Here is a 15,799-nt window from a genome sequence, read left to right as displayed (position 1 = left end):
GTCGCGCTGGGCTTCGCCTCCGCTGCGGGCGGATGCCGCCCCCCTCGTTCCTCGGTCGGCGACCTCCACCCTGCGCTGCGGCTCAGCTCAGCCGCTCGTGCTTGTGGTCGCGCTGGGCTTCGCCTCCGCTGCGGGCGGATGCCGCCCCCCTCGTTCCTCGGTCGGCGACCTCCACCCTGCGCTGCGGCTCAGCTCAGCCGCTCGATCACCATCGCCATGCCCTGGCCGCCGCCGACGCACATCGTCTCCAGGCCGAACTGCTTGTCGTGCCACTGGAGGGAGTTGATCAGGGTGGTGGTGATGCGGGCGCCGGTCATGCCGAAGGGGTGGCCGACGGCGATGGCGCCGCCGTTGACGTTGAGGCGGTCGATGTCGATGCCGAGGTCGCGGTAGGAGGGGATGACCTGGGCGGCGAAGGCCTCGTTGATCTCGACGAGGTCGATGTCGCCGATGGTCATGCCGGCGCGGGCGAGGGCCTGCTTGGTGGCCTCGACGGGACCGTAGCCCATGATCTCGGGGGAGAGGCCGGAGACGCCGGTGGAGACGACCCGGGCGAGCGGGGTGATGCCGAGTTCGCGGGCCTTGGTGTCGGACATGATCACCAGGGCGGCGGCGCCGTCGTTGAGCGGGCAGCAGTTGCCGGCGGTGACGGTGCCGTCGGGGCGGAAGACCGGCTTGAGGCCGGAGACGGCGTCCAGGGTGACGCCGGCGCGCGGGCCGTCGTCCTGGGAGACGACGGTGCCGTCGGGGGTGGTGATCGGGGTGATCTCGCGCTGCCAGAAGCCGGCGGCGATGGCCTTCTCGGCGAGGTTCTGCGAGCGGACGCCGAACTCGTCCTGCTCGGCGCGGGTGATGCCCTTGAGCGCGGCGAGGTTCTCGGCGGTCTGGCCCATGGCGATGTAGGCGTCGGGGAGGATGCCGTCCTCGCGCGGGTCGTGCCACTCGCCGCCGCCCTCGGCGGCGCGGCGGGCGGTGCGGGCCTGGGCCTCGTCGAAGAGCGGGTTGGGGGTGTTCGGCATGCCGTCGGAGGTGCCGTTGATGCTCCGGGAGACGGCCTCGACGCCGGCCGAGATGAAGATGTCGCCCTCGCCGGCCTTGATCGCGTGCAGTGCCATCCGGGTGGTCTGCAGCGAGGAGGCGCAGTAGCGGGTGATGGTGGTGCCCGGGAGGTAGTCCATGCCCATCTGCACGGCGACGATCCGGCCGAGGTTGTGGCCCTGCTCGCCGCCGGGCAGGCCGCAGCCGAGCATCAGGTCGTCGATCTGCCGCGGGTCCAGCTCGGGGACCTTGGCGAGGGCGGCGGCGATGATCTGGGCGGTGAGGTCGTCCGGGCGGACGTCCTTCAGCGAGCCCTTGAAGGCCCGGCCGATCGGCGAACGGGCGGCGCTGACGATGACGGCTTCGGGCATGGTGGGCTCCTCGCAGATCGGCCGGCTAGCGAGCATTCACTTGAGGCCGCGTATCGGCTCCCAACGACACTCGGGAGGAAAATTACCGTTTAGTAGCCCCGGCGTCACCCGATCCGGGGTGTGAGCTGGCCGACGCCGCCTCGGGCTCCGGCGTGCCCGGCAGGCCGAGCCGCAACCGGTGCCGCATCAGGGCCCAGCGCCGAGCCGCCGGCCCGGTGCCGGCCGCCGCGACCTCGGTGCCCGAGCGGCCCGCCGCGGCCGCGGCCGCGACCTCGACCGGCAGCACCGCCTGCGCGGCCGGCGGCTCGGCGGCGGTGTCCTCCTCGTCGGGCCACAGGTCCAGCGTGGCGCAGAGCGAGGGCAGCATCGCCATCGCCGCGGTCGCGTAGCCCTGCGCCGACGGGTGGTAGCGGTCGGCGGCGAAGAGCTCCGGCCGGGTCGCGAACTCCGGCCCGAGCAGCGAGCCCAGCGACACCGTCCGCCCGCCGGCCTCCACCACGGCGATCGTCTGCGCCGCGGCGAGCTGCCGGCTGAGGCGCCGGGCCACCCAGCGCAGCGGCGGCCGCACCGGCTTGATGGTGCCGAGATCCGGGCAGGTGCCGACCACCACCTCGCACCCGGTCGACCGCAGGATCCGCACGGCGTCGCCCAGCTGCCGCACGCACTGCGCCGCCGGGCTGTGCCGGGTCACGTCGTTGGCCCCGATCATGATCACCGCGAGCGCGGGGCGGTGCGGCAGGGCGAGCGCCGCCTGGTCCGCCAGGTCCTCCGAGCGCGCCCCCGACTTGGCGACGTTCACCAGTCGCACCCGGCGCTCGGCCACCGAGGCCAGGCCGGAGGCCAGCAGGGCGCCCGGGGTCTCCCGGCCGCGGTTCACCCCGAGGCCGGCCGCGGTCGAGTCGCCGAGGAAGGCGAGCACCAGCGGCGGTTCGTCCGAGGCCGGGGCGATCGTCCCCGCGTCGGTGAAGGCGTCGCCGTACACGCCGTCCGCGCGCGGCGGATCGCCGTCCAGCAGCCCGATCGCCCGGATCGCCATCCTGCTTTCGGTCAGCAGCAGTCCGGCGAGCCCCACGCCCAGCAGCCCGATCCCACCGCCGCCGTACGCGGCCGCCGTGGCGATCCGGCGGGCCACCCGGGCCCGCGAAGCCTGTGCCCCTGGCATCCTGCACCCCCTTGTGCGGTCTTCCAGAGTCCTCGTAACCCCGTAGTACCCCTCCCGGCCCTACTGCTATCGGCGGCCGTCGGCCATCCGGGGCCATACCCTTTAGACACCCACAGTCACACGCGCCACTATCGGGAGGACCCCCGTGCGGTACAGCAATTCGATCATCGAGCTGGTCGGCAACACGCCGCTGGTGAAGCTGAGCAAGGTCACCGAGGGCATCAGCGCCACCGTGCTCGCGAAGGTCGAGTACTTCAACCCGGGCGGCAGCGTGAAGGACCGGATCGCGCTGCGCATGATCGAGGCCGCCGAGGCCTCGGGCGCGCTCAAGCCCGGCGGCACCATCGTCGAGCCCACCTCCGGCAACACCGGTGTCGGTCTGGCGATCGTGGCCCAGCAGAAGGGCTACAAGTGCATCTTCGTCTGCCCCGACAAGGTGTCCACCGACAAGATCAACACGCTGCGCGCGTACGGCGCCGAGGTGGTGGTCTGCCCGACCGCCGTCGCGCCCGAGCACCCGGACTCGTACTACAACGTCTCGGACCGCCTGGTGCGCGAGACCCCGAACGCCTGGAAGCCGGACCAGTACTCCAACCCGGACAACCCGGCCTCGCACTACCACTCGACCGGCCCGGAGCTGTGGGAGCAGACCGAGGGGAAGATCACCCACTTCGTCGCGGGCGTCGGCACCGGCGGCACCATCTCGGGCACCGGCCGGTACCTGAAGGACGTCTCCGACGGCAGGGTCCAGGTCGTCGGCGCCGACCCGGAGGGCTCGGTGTACTCCGGCGGCACCGGCCGCCCGTACCTGGTCGAGGGCGTCGGCGAGGACTTCTGGCCCACCGCCTACGACCGCACCGTCGCGGACGAGATCGTGGCCGTGTCCGACAAGGACTCCTTCCAGATGACCCGCCGCCTCGCCAAGGAGGAGGGCCTGCTGGTCGGCGGCTCCTGCGGCATGGCCGTGGTCGCCGCCCTGGAGGTCGCCAAGCGGCTCGGCCCGGACGACGTGGTCGTCGTGCTGCTGCCGGACGGCGGCCGCGGCTACCTCTCCAAGATCTTCAACGACGACTGGATGGCCGACTACGGCTTCCTGCCCACCGCCACCGACGAGGCGCACATCGGCGAGGTGCTCGCCCGCAAGGACGCGCTGGAGCACGAGGGCATCCCGCAGTTCGTCCACATGCACCCCAACGAGACCGTCGCCGAGGCCGTCCAGGTGCTGCGCGACTTCGGCGTCTCCCAGATGCCGATCGTGTCGCCGGGTGCCGGCCACCCCGACGTGATGGCCGGCGAGGTCATCGGCTCGATCGTCGAGCGGGAGCTGCTGGAGGGCCTGTTCTCGCAGCAGATCAAGCTGACCGACAGCCTCGACAAGGTGATGTCCAAGCCGCTGCCGGTGGTCGGCTCCGGCGAGTCGGTGACCAACCTGATGACGGTCCTGGAGAAGGCCGACGCGGTGGTCGTGCTGGTCGAGGGCAAGCCGCAGGGCATCGTCACCCGGCAGGACCTGCTGGCCTTCCTCACCAGCCGGGCCGGTCACTGACCCCGTGTCACCGGACCCGGTGGGCCGACCGGGTGAAGGGGCGTCGTCCCACCAGTTGGTACACCGACGTCACCTCGGCGCATCAGGCCGTTAACAACGGTCCTGCATCGTATTGGTCAACGGCAAGACGCCGAGCATGGTGGCAGCGGAGGCCGGGAGCGGCTCCCCGGTCCCGCAGTCACCACGGACACGTCGGTCGGCCCTGACCCGGCCCTCCGTGTCCCGCCCGCGGGGGTTGCCGTCGTCCCGCCCCTGTTCGGTTCCGACCGATCAACAGGGTGCGGCGGCCCCCGCGGCACCCATCGCGCCGAAAGGCGCGTCTCCGCGGCTCCCGGGTGGGGGAGCTTCGGCGGAGGCGGTAGGGCCGGTCCCCGTCACAGGGGGCCGGCCCTCCCGTGTTCCCCCGGCCGGGTGCCCGCCGCGGGCCCGGCCGCCGGCCCTTCCGCGCGTTCCGGCGCACCGGTTTGGGTCCGCCCGTCCGCTGACCTAGGCTCGCCGCCATGACCAGCACTGACCTGCCCGCGCAGGACGCACCGCGTTACGTACGGCTCAAGATCGAGCTCATCGCCGAGATCACCGACGAGCAGGCCCTCAAGACTGCCGCCCTCGCCCAGGTCGAGAACGACGAGTACCTCGACGACGAGGAGCGCGCCCAGTCCGTCGAGGCCATCGAGGTGGACCCGTCCGGCTCGCTCGCCCACTTCATCGACCCGGTCGCGCTGCTCGGCGACGTCCCCGGCATCGAGCTGACCTCGGCCACCTGGGAGTCGGCGCACACCGACTTCGACCCGGACGAGGAGAGCTGGGACGAGTACAGCGTCGAGTAGTCCCCGTCGCGCCCGCGCGGCACCGCCGCACGGCGGCAAGGCCCGGTCCGGACCCTTCCGGACCGGGCCTTTTGTCCGATATGGAGGTATGACAAGTACTCTCGTACGATCTGGAACATGTGCGCCGAACGGGTGTATTCGCCCCGTTGCGCCATGCTCACGATCCGTACCGGGCGCCGGGCGCGCCGCCGAGCAGCAGGGAGAACCACGTGACGGCACCCGAGAACCAGCAGTCCGGGAGCAGCAACTGGACCCGGCGCGGCGTCCTGGGCGGTCTGCTCGCCGCCCCGGCCCTGCTGGTCGCGGCCTGCAACGGCGACACCGGCACCGGCAGCGGCAGCGGCAACGCGGCCGGGAAGGCCGCCGGCGGGCCGTCCGGAGCGCCGGCCACCACCAAGGGCGCCGACGTCCCGAAGACCTCGGCCGCCCGAATAACCGTCACCCCCGCCGACGGCACCACCACGGCCCCCTTCACCCGGCCGATCAAGGTGGCCGTCACCGGGGGCACCCTGACCTCCGTCACCGTCACGGACGAGAAGGGCCGGGCGGTCGCCGGCACCCTCTCCGCCGACCGGCACGGCTGGACCTCCACCGACCCGCTCGGCAGCGGCACCCGCTACACCGTGGCCGCCGCCGCCACCGACCCGGACGGGCTGGAGGCCGACGCGCACGCGGCCTTCGCCACCGCCGCCCCCGCCAACACCTTCGTCGGCCACTTCACCCCCGACAACGGCGCCACCGTCGGCGTCGGCATGCCCGTCTCGATCAACTTCAGCCGGCCGATCACCGACCGGAAGGCCGTCCAGGAGGCGATCACCGTCACCGCCCGGCCCGGCGTCGAGATCGTCGGCCACTGGTACTCCAGCACCCGGCTCGACTTCCGCCCGCAGGAGTACTGGGCCAAGGGCACGGTCGTCACCCTCAGCCTGCGGCTCAAGGACGTCGAGGGCGCCGAGGGCGTTTACGGCACCCAGTCCAAGGACGTCAGCTTCACCGTCGGCCGCAGCCGCACCAGCGTCGCCGACCTCTCCGCCGACACCCTCACCGTCACCACCGACGGCGTGGTCACCGCCACCTACCCGATCATCGGCGGCGCCCCCGCCACCCGGACCTGGGGCGGCAAGCTCGTCATCGCCGAGCAGTACCTGCAGACCAAGATGGACTCCCAGACCGTCGGCCTCGGCGACGAGTACAACATCCCCGACGTGCCGCACGCCCAGCGCCTCACCACCTCGGGCACCTTCATCCACGGCAACTACTGGTCGCCCGGGAGCGCCTTCGGCGAGCAGAACCTCAGCCACGGCTGCATCGCGCTGCGCGACGTCAAGGGCGCGGGCGACCCGCAGACCGACGGCGCCGTCTTCTTCAAGGAGTCGCTGGTCGGCGACGTCGTCGAGGTCGTCAACTCCGGCGACCGGACGGTCGACCCGGCCAACGGCCTCAACGGCTGGAACCTGAGCTGGGCCGCCTGGACGGCCGGCAGCGCCGTCTGACCCGCCCGGCGACCGGCGGCGCCCCGCGGTGGCGGGGCGCCCTCGGGCGGGGCCGGCCCGTCAGGACCGCTTGGCGTAGTCGGCGAAGCCCTGCCAGTCGATCACCACGCACGCCTCGTCGCCGAGCACCCACGCGTCGTGCCCCGGCGGGCAGATCATGAAGTCGCCCGGGCCGAACTCCTCCTCCTGCCCGTCGTCCATCACGACCTTCATCCGGCCGGAGACCACGTACCCCGTGTGGGAGGCCCGGCAGCTCTCCGTGCCGGCGATCGGCTTGACGTGCTTCGACCACTGCCAGCCGGGCTCGAAGGTGCCGCGGCCCACGCCGCCGCCCTCCTGGTTGACCAGTTCCATGCGGCCGCGGCCGTCCTCGAACGGACGGACCTCCTCGGGCGAGTCCAGGCTCATGCGGACAAGACCGGCCATCGCGCATCTCCTCCGAACGGGGGCGACCCACCCGGGCCACCCTGCCGACACCCCCAGTCTCCGCCGCGCACCGCACGGCTGCCACGGAGACGTGACCGCCCGGCCCGCGAACGCCGGTCAGGGCCCGCCGAGGCGGCGGCGGATCTCGGGCACGGCGTGGTCGGTCACCGCGGCGAGGACGCCGTCGGCCGTCCGGTCGATGTGGTCACGGGACTGGTCGGTGGAGGTGGTCCACCAGGTGTCGCGGCCGGCCGCGAGTAGGTAGCCGATGCGGACCGGGTCGAGGCGGCGGTCGTAGTGGACGACCGGGTTGGGCCGGGTCGGGAGTTCGGGCCGATCGGCCCGGTGGGCCTCCCCGACCCGGCGGTCGATCACCGAGATGTTGACCGTGAAGTCCGGGGAGTCCGCGGAGTTGGAGCGGGAACCCCGGAAGCCCAGCTGCACCCGGACCCCTTCCGGCCGAGGGCGCGCAGCCGCGGGGCGACGCCGTCGCGCAGCATCGCCCGGTACAGCCCCCGGGCCGTCGTCACCGGACGGTCAGCCGTTCGTCCGCGCGACGCCGATCGGGCAGGAGGCGCCGGTGCCGCCGAGGCCGCAGTAGCCGTTGGGGTTCTTGGCCTCGGAGAGGTACTGCTGGTGGTAGGGCTCGGCCGGGTAGAAGGCGGCGGCGGGGGCGATCTCGGTGGTGATCGCGCCGAAGCCGAGGGCGGTGAGCTCGGGCTGGAAGGCGTCCCGGGAGGCCTCGGCGGCGGCCTGCTGGGCGGGCGAGTGGGTGTAGACCGCCGAGCGGTACTGGGTGCCGACGTCGTTGCCCTGGCGGAAGCCCTGGGTCGGGTCGTGGGCCTCCCAGAAGGTCTTCAGCAGCGTCCCGTACGAGATCCGGGCCGGGTCGAAGACGACGCGGACGGCCTCGGTGTGCCCGGTGAGGCCGCTGCAGACCTCCTCGTAGGTCGGGTTCTCGGTGTGCCCGCCCTGGTAGCCGACCAGGGTCGTCCAGACGCCCGGCAGCTGCCAGAAGGCGCGCTCGGCGCCCCAGAAACAGCCGAGGCCGAAGTCGGCGGTCTCCAGGCCCTCCGGGTAGGGGCCGGTGAGCGGGGTGCCGAGGACGGTGTGCGGGTCGGAGACGGTGAACGGCGGGGTGGTGCGGCCGGGCAGCGCCTGGTCGGCGGTGACGAGAGCGCTCTTGTGGCGGTTGAACAGCAAGGCCTGCTCCAGGTTGTCCGGCGGTCGGGTGTGCGGTGGGTTCAACGCGCGCTGGTGCCGTCGGATTCCGTGGTGGACTCCGGCGGCAGCCACACCGCGCGGAGCTCCTCCTCGCTGCGGTCGCCGAAGGTCGGGGCGAGGGCGGTGAGCAGCCGCTCGCCGTACTCCTCGGCGCTGCCGACCTGCGGGTGCTCCTTGCGGAACTCGTCCCACTCGACGCGCTCCAGCGGCTCGGCGACGTCATCGGTGGTCAGCGGCCGGGTGGCCCACCACGGGTGGGACGTGAGGAAGACGTCCCGCAGCAGCTCGTAGCGGAGCGGGGCGGACTCGGCGAGCAGGACGGCGTCGTACAGGTCCTTGCCCTGGGCGAAGCCGTCGTTGACCAGCCAGAGGATCTTCCAGGCGAGCGAGAGCTCGCGGTCGGCGGTGCGCAGTTCGGCGGGCGTGCCGGAGCCGGAGAGCGGAGGCACGGCGGTGCGGACGGGCTCGGTGGCCAGCGGCTCGGTGAAGACGAAGTCCAGCTGGACGGTGCCCGCGGGCAGGCCGTCGGCGCTCCACGGCAGGACGAGGCGGCGCCCCGGGACGCGGTCGTACGTCCAGATCTCGTCCCGGACGGCCCGGTCGGCGTGCAGCCGGACGGTGCCGGAGAGCCGTTCGGCGGCGGCCGCCAGCCCGGTGAGCAGGCCGTCGGTGCGCGGGTCGTCGAGCTGCCAGTCGGTCGGCGTGACGACGAAGTCGAGGTCGCCGGGTTCGCGGGCGTCCGCCCCGAACCAGGCGGTGAGCAGCACCGATCCGCGCAGCACCAGGTGCCCGGCCCAGGGCGAGGCGGCGACGGCGGCGAGCACGGTGTCCAGGGCCTCCCGCCGGGCGGCGTACCAGCGGGCGCCGGTGGCCGCGTCGGCGAACTCCGGGTCGCCGGCCCGCATCGCCTTGACGTAGCCGCGCAGCGAGGGGTCGAAGACCGCCCGCTGGACGACGCCCTCGCCAGCCACCGGCCGGATCGAGCGGGGGAGTTCGAGCTCGGTGCGTTCGCTGTCGGTGGGGTTCGTGTGCGGGAGGCTGAGCTGCTCGCTCCAGGGGCCGTAGCCGAGTTCCTGCCAGGAGGAGTTGGTCATCGAGAGGTCCTTTCGGCGGTGTCCCGGGTGGGGTGGGCGTCCGCGGGGCGGGCTTCCGCGATCCAGCCGGCGTCCAGCGCCTCGGCGGTGTCGAGCACGGCGAACTCCCGCTCGACGGAGGCGATCCGGTGGCCGGCGAGGTCGGCAAGCAGGGCGTCCAGGCGGCGGCCGGCGGTGTCGGCGCCGACCAGGCGGCAGCGCTGGGTGACGAAGAACTCGACCTGTCCGTCGGGCCGGGTGCGCCGGGCGTTGCGGGACAGGTGGGCGTCGTGGCGCTCGGCGGTGGAGGCCAGCGCGGGCCCGGGCGGCGCGTCCAGCAGCAGTTTGACGTGGTGTTCGAAGTAGTACGCCGGGCCGAGGGCCCGGGCCTGCCCGTCGCCGGCGGGGACGCCCGCCGTCCAGGGTGCGGCCTCGATCTTGGTCCGGAGCACGGCGAACCCGGCGGAGTCGGCCTCCGCCCCTGTCCGGGCGGCGAGCGCCTCGGCCTCGGCGAGGGTGCCGGAGACGGTCAGGGTGAGCATCGGCTGCCGGGGGGCGGCGCCCCGGGCGAGCTCGATGTCGACGACCTTGAGGCCGCGCCCCGCGGCCCAGGCGGCGAGCGCCGGGCCCTGCTGCGGGGCGACGGTCAGGTGGATCTCGAAGTCGCCCCGGAAGTCGGGGCGGACGGGTGTACGGGTGTCGGGCACCCGCGCATCCTGTCAGGCGGCTGTGACAGCGCCGCCGCGGGCCTCGGCGGCGGACGGCGGGGGGGGCGTGCCGGCGGTTGCGGCACCTCCGGGCGGCGGCCGATCGGATCTCTCGATCGGCGGTGCGGACGCGCGGTGGTGGCGGTCCGAACGACCGCGGGCGAAGGGATCCGTGCTGGCCGGGCCCGGTCCGCTCCGGCGGCGGACGGCGGTCCCGCCGGGCCCGGCCGCGGCCGCACCGGCCGACGGCGTGGCGCCGGACGTGCGCTCAGCCCGTGCGGCCGGGCCCCCGCGGACTAGGCTCATGGGCATGACCGAGCACCAGCTTCCCCAGGGCTTCGAGACCCTCGCCATCCACGCGGGTCAGGAAGCAGACCCCCAGACCGGGGCCGTCGTCACGCCGATCTACCAGGTGTCCACGTACAAGCAGGACGGGGTGGGCGGCCTGCGGGGCGGGTACGAGTACAGCCGTTCCGCCAATCCGACCAGAACCGCGCTGGAGGAGTGCCTCGCGGCGATCGAGGGCGGCGCGCGCGGCCTCGCCTTCGCCTCCGGCCTCGCGGCCGAGGACACCCTGCTGCGCACGATCCTCAAGCCGGGCGACCACATCGTGATCCCGAACGACGCCTACGGCGGCACGTTCCGGCTGTTCGCGAAGGTCCTCACCCGGTGGGGCGTGGAGTTCTCCGTCGCCAACACCCAGGACCTCGCGGACGTCCGCGCCCAGCTCCGTCCGAACACCCGCGCGGTGTGGGTGGAGACCCCGTCCAACCCGCTGCTGGGCATCACCGACCTGACCGCGCTGGCCGAGGTGGCGCACGCCGCCGGCGCCCTGCTGGTGGTGGACAACACCTTCGCCAGCCCCTACCTGCAGCAGCCGATCGCGCTCGGCGCCGACGCCGTGGTGCACTCCACCACCAAGTACATGGGCGGCCACTCGGACGTGGTCGGCGGCGCGCTGGTGCTGGCCGACGCCGGCCTCGGGGAGGAGGTCGCGTACCACCAGAACGCGATGGGCGCGGTCTCCGGCCCGTTCGACGCCTGGCTGGTGCTGCGCGGCATCAAGACGCTGGGCGTCCGGATGGACCGGCACAGCGCCAACGGCGAGAAGGTCGCCGAGCTGCTCCAGAGCCACCCGAAGGTCAGCCAGGTGCTCTACCCGGGCCTGCCCGAGCACCCCGGCCACGACATCGCGGCCAAGCAGATGAAGGCCTTCGGCGGCATGGTCTCCTTCCGTGTGCACGGCGGCGAGGAGGCGGCGGTCGAGGTCTGCAACCGGGCGCAGCTGTTCACCCTCGGCGAGTCGCTGGGCGGCGTGGAGTCGCTGATCGAGCACCCGGGCCGGATGACGCACGCCTCGGTGGCGGGTTCGGCGCTGGAGGTGCCGGCCGACCTGGTGCGGATCTCGGTCGGCATCGAGGCGGTCGACGACCTGCTCGCCGACCTGCGCCAGGCGCTGGGCTGAGCCCCGCGCGGCCCGGTCAGGACTGACGGCCCGCCGAGTACGACTCCAGCGAGTCGTTGAAGCGGGCCAGCAGGGCGCAGAAGGCCCGCCGCTCGTCGGCGGGCCAGTCCGCCGTCAGGTGGCGCATCAACTCCTCGCGTCCGGCTCGTACTTCGGCGAGCCTGCGGCCGCCGAGCGAGGTCAGGGCGAGGTGCACGGCACGCCGGTCGGCCGGGTACGGGACCCGGCCGACCAGGTCCGCCTCGACGAGCGGCGCGGCCTGCCGGGTGACGGTGGAGGAGTCGACGCCGAGCGCCGCGGCGAGGGTCTTCACGCTGGCCGGGCCGCGACGCTGCAGCTCGTCCAGCAGCAGGTAGGCGGCGCGGTCCAGCGAGCCGACCGCGCCGTGCCGAGCCTGCTCCAGCCGACGGGCGAACACCGCCACCTGGTAGTGGAGTTGGCTGTGGAGGGGGTCGTTGCCGGGGGCGGCCGGGGGCGAGGGGGTCGTCATCGCGGCTCACGTTCCAGAGGCGGTACGGGTGCTCGGAGCCAGCAGCGTACGCGCGACGGCCCGGCCCGGGAACAGGCCCGGCGCTGCCGGTCGCAGGCTGCCCGCGGCCGTACGCTGATCCGCATGCAGAGCTGGCCGATCACCCTCGACGACGTCCGCGGCGCCCAGAAGATGCTGGCCGGGATCGCCCGGGTGACGCCGATGGAGTCGAGCCGGTACCTGTCCGCGCTGGTGGGCTCGCCAGTCCACCTCAAGTGCGAGAACCTGCAGCGCACCGGCTCGTTCAAGCTGCGCGGCGCGTACGTGCGGATCGCCGGGCTGACGCCGGTGCAGAAGGCCGGCGGGGTGGTCGCCGCGAGCGCCGGCAACCACGCGCAGGGCGTGGCGCTGGCGGCCTCGCTGCTCGGCGTGCCCGCCACCGTCTTCATGCCGACCGGCGCCCCGCTGCCCAAGGTGGCGGCGACCCGCGACTACGGCGCCGAGGTGCGGCTGCACGGCGCCACCGTCGACGAGGCCCTGCAGGCGGCGCAGCGCTGGTCGGAGGCGACCGGCGCGGTGTTCATCCACCCCTTCGACCACTGGGACGTGGTGACCGGCCAGGCCACGGTGGGCCTGGAGATCCTGGAGCAGTGCCCGGAGGTCCGCACGATCCTGGTCGGGGTCGGCGGCGGCGGGCTGATCGCCGGGATCGCGGCGGCGGTGAAGCCGCTGCGCCCGGACGTGCGGGTGGTCGGGGTGCAGGCGGCGGGCGCGGCCGCGTACCCGCCGTCGCTGGCGGCCGGGCACCCGGTGTCGCTGCCGGGGATCGCCACGATGGCGGACGGGATCATGGTGGGCCGGCCCGGTGACATCCCGTTCGAGGTGGTGAACACGCTGGCCGACGGTGTCCGCACGGTCTCCGAGGACGCGCTGTCGCGGGCGCTGCTGGTCGGCCTGGAGCGGTTGAAGCTGGTGGTGGAGCCGGCCGGGGCGAGCCCGATCGCGGCCCTGCTGGAGCGGCCGGAGGGCTTCGAGGGCCCGGTGGTGGCGGTGCTGTCCGGCGGCAACATCGACCCGCAGCTGATGATGCGGGTGCTGCGGCACGGTCTGGCGGCGGCCGGCCGCTACCTGTCGCTGCGGGTGCGGCTGGCGGACAGGCCGGGGGCGCTGGCCGACCTGCTGGGGGTGCTCACCCGGGTGGACGCCAACGTGCTGGACGTCGCGCACGTGCGGATCGACCCGCGGCTGGGGCTGACCGAGGTCGAGGTGGACCTGCACCTGGAGACCAAGGGGCCGGAACACTGTGCGGTGGTGACCGGTGAGCTGCGCGCCGCGGGGTACGTGGTCACCCAGTAGGACCGCTCCGCCGTGCGGGTGGCGCACCGCCGCACCCCTTGACGCGATATATCGCAAGATGCCATCCTCTCGCGATACATCGCGAGATTCGGGACCGGCCCGGCCGGGCACCTGTGTGACGATCAGACGACATACCGGACAAGCAGGAGATGAGGCAGGCCATGGCGCCAGCCATCCAAGCCGAGGACCTGGTCAAGACCTTCGGTGACGTCCGCGCCCTCGACGGCGTCAGCCTCGACGTGCCCGAAGGCACCGTGCTGGGCCTGCTCGGCCCGAACGGTGCCGGCAAGACCACCACCGTGCGGGTGCTCACCACCCTGCTCCGACCCGACTCCGGCCGAGCCACGGTGGCCGGACTGGACGTGCTCAGGCACCCCAACGAGGTGCGCGGCCTGATCGGCCTCTCCGGCCAGTACGCCGCCGTCGACGAGTACCTCACCGGTCGCGAGAACCTCCAGATGGTCGGCGAGCTGTACCAGATGAGCGCCCGCGACGCGAAGGCCCGCGCCCTGGAACTGCTGGAGTGGTTCAACCTCGCCGAGGCCGCCGACCGCACCGCCAAGACCTACTCCGGAGGCATGCGCCGCCGCCTCGACCTCGCCGCCGCCCTGGTCGTCCGCCCCCCGGTGATGTTCATGGACGAGCCCACCACCGGCCTCGACCCGCGCAACCGCCTCGCCCTGTGGGAGGTCATCGAGAACCTCGTCGACCAGGGCACCACCCTGCTGCTCACCACCCAGTACCTGGAGGAGGCCGACCGCCTCGCCCACGACATCGCGGTGGTCGACCACGGCCGGGTGATCGCCCGCGGCACCGCCGACGAGCTCAAGGCGACGATCGGCGGCGAACGCATCGAACTGGTGGTGCACCGCCCGGACGAGGTCGCCGGGGCCGTCGCCGCCCTCACCCCCTACACCAAGGGCGAGCCGGCCGTGGAACGCAACACCCGCCGGATCACCGTCCCGGTCAGCGGCGGCTCCAAGGTGCTCGCCGACGTCATCCGCGAGCTCGACGCCCGCTCGATCGAGATCGACGACATCGGCCTGCGCCGCCCCACCCTCGACGACGTCTTCCTCTCCCTCACCGGCCACGCCACCGAGGCCGAGGAGAACGGCGGGAACGGACGGCAGAAGCAGGCCCGGGGCCGCCACGGCCACGGAAAGGAGTCCTGAGATGGCGACCACCGCCACCGAGCACGCCATCGGCCGCGCCGTCCCGCGCCGGCGCACCGGGCTTGCCGCGATGCTGCACGACTCCTGGGTCGTCGCCCGCCGCAACCTGCGCCGGATGCTCCGCATCCCCGAGATCGTGGTCTTCGGGCTGCTCCAGCCCGTGATGTTCGTGCTGCTCTTCTCGTACGTGATGGGCGGCGCGATCCAGATCCCCGGGACGCAGGCCAGCCACGACGCCTACATCCAGTTCCTGATGGCCGGCATCTTCGCGCAGACCGTCACCTTCGCGACCGCCGGCGCCTCGGCCGGCATCGCGGAGGACATGACCAAGGGCCTGGTCGACCGCTTCCGCTCGCTGCCGATGACCCGCTCGGCCGTCCTGGTCGGCCGGACCCTGGCCGACCTGGTGCAGACCGCCTTCATCCTGCTGGTGCTCGCCCTGGTCGCCCTGCTGGTCGGCTGGCGGATCCACGAGGGCTTCTGGAAGGCGATGGCGGCCTTCGGGCTGCTGCTCCTGCTCGGCTACGCCTTCTCCTGGATCGGCGCGCTGATCGGCCTGTCCGTGCGCAGCCCGGAGGCGGCCACCTCGGCCGGCCTGATCTGGCTCTTCCCGCTGACCTTCGTCTCCAACGCCTTCGTGCCGATCAGCTCGATGCCGGGCTGGCTGCAGCCGATCGCCTACTGGAACCCGTTCTCGGCGACCGTCCAGGCCTGCCGCGACCTGTTCGGCAACCAGGTCGGCCCGGTCGACGACGCCTGGCCGATGCAGCACGCGGTGCCGGTGTCGATCGTCTGGTCGCTGGTGATCACGGCGCTGTTCTCCTGGCTGTCGGTCCGCAAGTACCGCTCCGCGGCCGGCTGACCGGCGGCGGGTGCAGCACGAGGGGCGGCCCCGGCGCGAAGCCGGGGCCGCCCCTCGTGGTGTGCGCGGACTCAGCCGGCGTGCGGCTTGGCCTCGATGATCTTCACGCCGGCCCGCTTGCCGTTCGGCAGCTCGTAGGTGGCGTCCTCGCCGACCTTCTTGCCGTTGATGGCGCGGCCGAGCGGCGACTGCGGCGAGTAGATGTCCAGGTCGTCACCGGCGACCTCGCGCGAGCCGAGCAGGAAGCGCATGGTGTCGTCCTCGTCGCCGTCGAAGGCGACGGTCACGACCATGCCCGGGGCGACGACACCGGAGTCGGCCGGGGCCTCGCCCACCTTGGCGCGCTCCAGCAGCTGGGTGAGCTGGCGGATCCGGGCCTCGTACTTGCCCTGCTCCTCCTTGGCCGCGTGGTAGCCGGCGTTCTCCTTGAGGTCACCCTCCTCGCGCGCCGCCTCGATCTTCTGGGCGATCTCGATGCGCCAGGGGCCGGTCAGGTGCTCCAGCTCGGCCTTGAGCTGGTCGTAGCCGGACTGAGTGAGCCAGGTCACGTCATCGCTGGTCTGGGTCACGGGTGCTCCTCGTCGGTACTGGGCTGTGCTGAGGGTTGT

At 73.2% G+C, this 15,799-nt stretch carries 16 protein-coding genes; 7 read left to right on the top strand and 9 right to left on the bottom strand.

The genetic code is table 11. From position 1 onward, the window contains the following. Positions 1–188 precede the first annotated feature (188 nt). Together AB0O09_RS11380 and AB0O09_RS11375 are read right to left on the bottom strand one after the other, a co-directional pair. Positions 189–1,409, bottom strand: a complete 1,221-nt coding sequence (locus AB0O09_RS11380) for an acetyl-CoA C-acetyltransferase (protein ID WP_363541348.1) — start codon at positions 1,407–1,409, stop codon at positions 189–191. A gap of 82 nt (positions 1,410–1,491) precedes the next feature. After that, the gene (locus AB0O09_RS11375) at positions 1,492–2,571 is read right to left on the bottom strand and encodes an SGNH/GDSL hydrolase family protein (protein ID WP_363541346.1); all 1,080 of its coding nucleotides are present in this window, start codon (positions 2,569–2,571) and stop codon (positions 1,492–1,494) included. A gap of 145 nt (positions 2,572–2,716) precedes the next feature. Between AB0O09_RS11375 and AB0O09_RS11370 the strand changes: the two genes are divergently transcribed. The 3 genes from AB0O09_RS11370 (at position 2,717) to AB0O09_RS11360 (ending at position 6,437) form a co-directional block, all read left to right on the top strand. Continuing rightward, entirely contained in the window at positions 2,717–4,117 is a 1,401-nt protein-coding gene (locus tag AB0O09_RS11370; RefSeq protein ID WP_363541345.1) for a cystathionine beta-synthase, read from the top strand. A gap of 500 nt (positions 4,118–4,617) precedes the next feature. Further along, a complete protein-coding gene (locus AB0O09_RS11365; protein WP_263103880.1) occupies positions 4,618–4,944 on the top strand; it encodes a hypothetical protein in 327 nt (108 codons plus the stop codon). Between the two features lie 209 nt (positions 4,945–5,153). Continuing rightward, positions 5,154–6,437, top strand: coding sequence for an Ig-like domain-containing protein (locus AB0O09_RS11360; protein WP_363541344.1), 1,284 nt, complete (start codon positions 5,154–5,156; stop codon positions 6,435–6,437). Between the two features lie 60 nt (positions 6,438–6,497). Here the strand turns inward: AB0O09_RS11360 and AB0O09_RS11355 are convergent, their stop codons facing one another. From AB0O09_RS11355 to AB0O09_RS11335, 5 genes are all read right to left on the bottom strand, one after another. Then, complete coding sequence (locus tag AB0O09_RS11355; RefSeq protein WP_344625791.1) at positions 6,498–6,863, bottom strand: cupin domain-containing protein; 366 nt, start codon at positions 6,861–6,863, stop codon at positions 6,498–6,500. Positions 6,864–6,980: 117 nt separating this feature from the next. Then, a complete protein-coding gene (locus AB0O09_RS11350) occupies positions 6,981–7,307 on the bottom strand; it encodes a hypothetical protein (RefSeq protein ID WP_363541342.1) in 327 nt (108 codons plus the stop codon). A 93-nt stretch (positions 7,308–7,400) separates the two neighbouring features. Beyond that, complete coding sequence (gene msrA, locus AB0O09_RS11345) at positions 7,401–8,066, bottom strand: peptide-methionine (S)-S-oxide reductase MsrA (RefSeq protein WP_363541440.1); 666 nt, start codon at positions 8,064–8,066, stop codon at positions 7,401–7,403. Positions 8,067–8,107: 41 nt separating this feature from the next. Beyond that, positions 8,108–9,181, bottom strand: a complete 1,074-nt coding sequence (locus AB0O09_RS11340) for a nucleotidyl transferase AbiEii/AbiGii toxin family protein (RefSeq protein ID WP_363541341.1) — start codon at positions 9,179–9,181, stop codon at positions 8,108–8,110. Further along, entirely contained in the window at positions 9,178–9,867 is a 690-nt protein-coding gene (locus tag AB0O09_RS11335) for a hypothetical protein (RefSeq protein WP_363541340.1), read from the bottom strand. The genes AB0O09_RS11340 and AB0O09_RS11335 overlap by 4 nt, the downstream gene beginning before the upstream one ends. Positions 9,868–10,177: 310 nt before the next feature. On the opposite strand from AB0O09_RS11335, the gene AB0O09_RS11330 reads away from it, so the two are divergent. Next, positions 10,178–11,332 carry a cystathionine gamma-synthase gene (locus AB0O09_RS11330; protein WP_363541339.1) on the top strand — a complete coding sequence of 385 codons (1,155 nt, stop codon included), beginning with the start codon at positions 10,178–10,180 and terminating at the stop codon, positions 11,330–11,332. A gap of 16 nt (positions 11,333–11,348) precedes the next feature. On the opposite strand, the gene AB0O09_RS11325 is transcribed toward AB0O09_RS11330, so the two are convergent. Next, positions 11,349–11,822, bottom strand: a complete 474-nt coding sequence (locus AB0O09_RS11325; protein ID WP_363541337.1) for a MarR family winged helix-turn-helix transcriptional regulator — start codon at positions 11,820–11,822, stop codon at positions 11,349–11,351. A 123-nt stretch (positions 11,823–11,945) separates the two neighbouring features. Between AB0O09_RS11325 and ilvA the strand changes: the two genes are divergently transcribed. The 3 genes from ilvA (at position 11,946) to AB0O09_RS11310 (ending at position 15,191) form a co-directional block, all read left to right on the top strand. Further along, positions 11,946–13,157 carry a threonine ammonia-lyase gene (ilvA, locus tag AB0O09_RS11320; protein WP_363541336.1) on the top strand — a complete coding sequence of 404 codons (1,212 nt, stop codon included), beginning with the start codon at positions 11,946–11,948 and terminating at the stop codon, positions 13,155–13,157. A gap of 161 nt (positions 13,158–13,318) precedes the next feature. Beyond that, positions 13,319–14,329, top strand: a complete 1,011-nt coding sequence (locus AB0O09_RS11315; protein WP_363541335.1) for an ATP-binding cassette domain-containing protein — start codon at positions 13,319–13,321, stop codon at positions 14,327–14,329. Between the two features lies 1 nt (position 14,330). After that, complete coding sequence (locus tag AB0O09_RS11310) at positions 14,331–15,191, top strand: ABC transporter permease (RefSeq protein WP_363541334.1); 861 nt, start codon at positions 14,331–14,333, stop codon at positions 15,189–15,191. 71 nt (positions 15,192–15,262) lie between these two features. On the opposite strand, the gene greA is transcribed toward AB0O09_RS11310, so the two are convergent. Next, positions 15,263–15,760: a transcription elongation factor GreA gene (gene greA, locus AB0O09_RS11305; protein WP_363541333.1), complete on the bottom strand. Its 498-nt coding sequence runs from the start codon at positions 15,758–15,760 to the stop codon at positions 15,263–15,265. Positions 15,761–15,799 lie beyond the last annotated feature (39 nt).

Origin of the sequence: Kitasatospora sp. NPDC093679, assembly GCF_040683455.1 — a bacterium.
Taxonomy (GTDB): Bacteria; Actinomycetota; Actinomycetes; order Streptomycetales; family Streptomycetaceae; genus Kitasatospora; species Kitasatospora arboriphila.
The sequence above is the reverse complement of the archived record's forward strand: the minus strand, read 5'-3'. Positions and strand labels throughout refer to the sequence as shown.

Coding starts and splice junctions, on each gene's coding strand:
- AB0O09_RS11325 (WP_363541337.1), bottom strand. CDS start 11,822: ATGACGACCCCCTCGCCCCCGGCCGCCCCCGGCAACGACCCCCTCCAC.
- AB0O09_RS11355 (WP_344625791.1), bottom strand. CDS start 6,863: ATGGCCGGTCTTGTCCGCATGAGCCTGGACTCGCCCGAGGAGGTCCGT.
- AB0O09_RS11380 (WP_363541348.1), bottom strand. CDS start 1,409: ATGCCCGAAGCCGTCATCGTCAGCGCCGCCCGTTCGCCGATCGGCCGG.
- AB0O09_RS11375 (WP_363541346.1), bottom strand. CDS start 2,571: ATGCCAGGGGCACAGGCTTCGCGGGCCCGGGTGGCCCGCCGGATCGCC.
- AB0O09_RS11310 (WP_363541334.1), top strand. CDS start 14,331: ATGGCGACCACCGCCACCGAGCACGCCATCGGCCGCGCCGTCCCGCGC.
- AB0O09_RS11365 (WP_263103880.1), top strand. CDS start 4,618: ATGACCAGCACTGACCTGCCCGCGCAGGACGCACCGCGTTACGTACGG.
- AB0O09_RS11340 (WP_363541341.1), bottom strand. CDS start 9,181: ATGACCAACTCCTCCTGGCAGGAACTCGGCTACGGCCCCTGGAGCGAG.
- AB0O09_RS11330 (WP_363541339.1), top strand. CDS start 10,178: ATGACCGAGCACCAGCTTCCCCAGGGCTTCGAGACCCTCGCCATCCAC.
- AB0O09_RS11315 (WP_363541335.1), top strand. CDS start 13,319: ATGGCGCCAGCCATCCAAGCCGAGGACCTGGTCAAGACCTTCGGTGAC.
- ilvA (WP_363541336.1), top strand. CDS start 11,946: ATGCAGAGCTGGCCGATCACCCTCGACGACGTCCGCGGCGCCCAGAAG.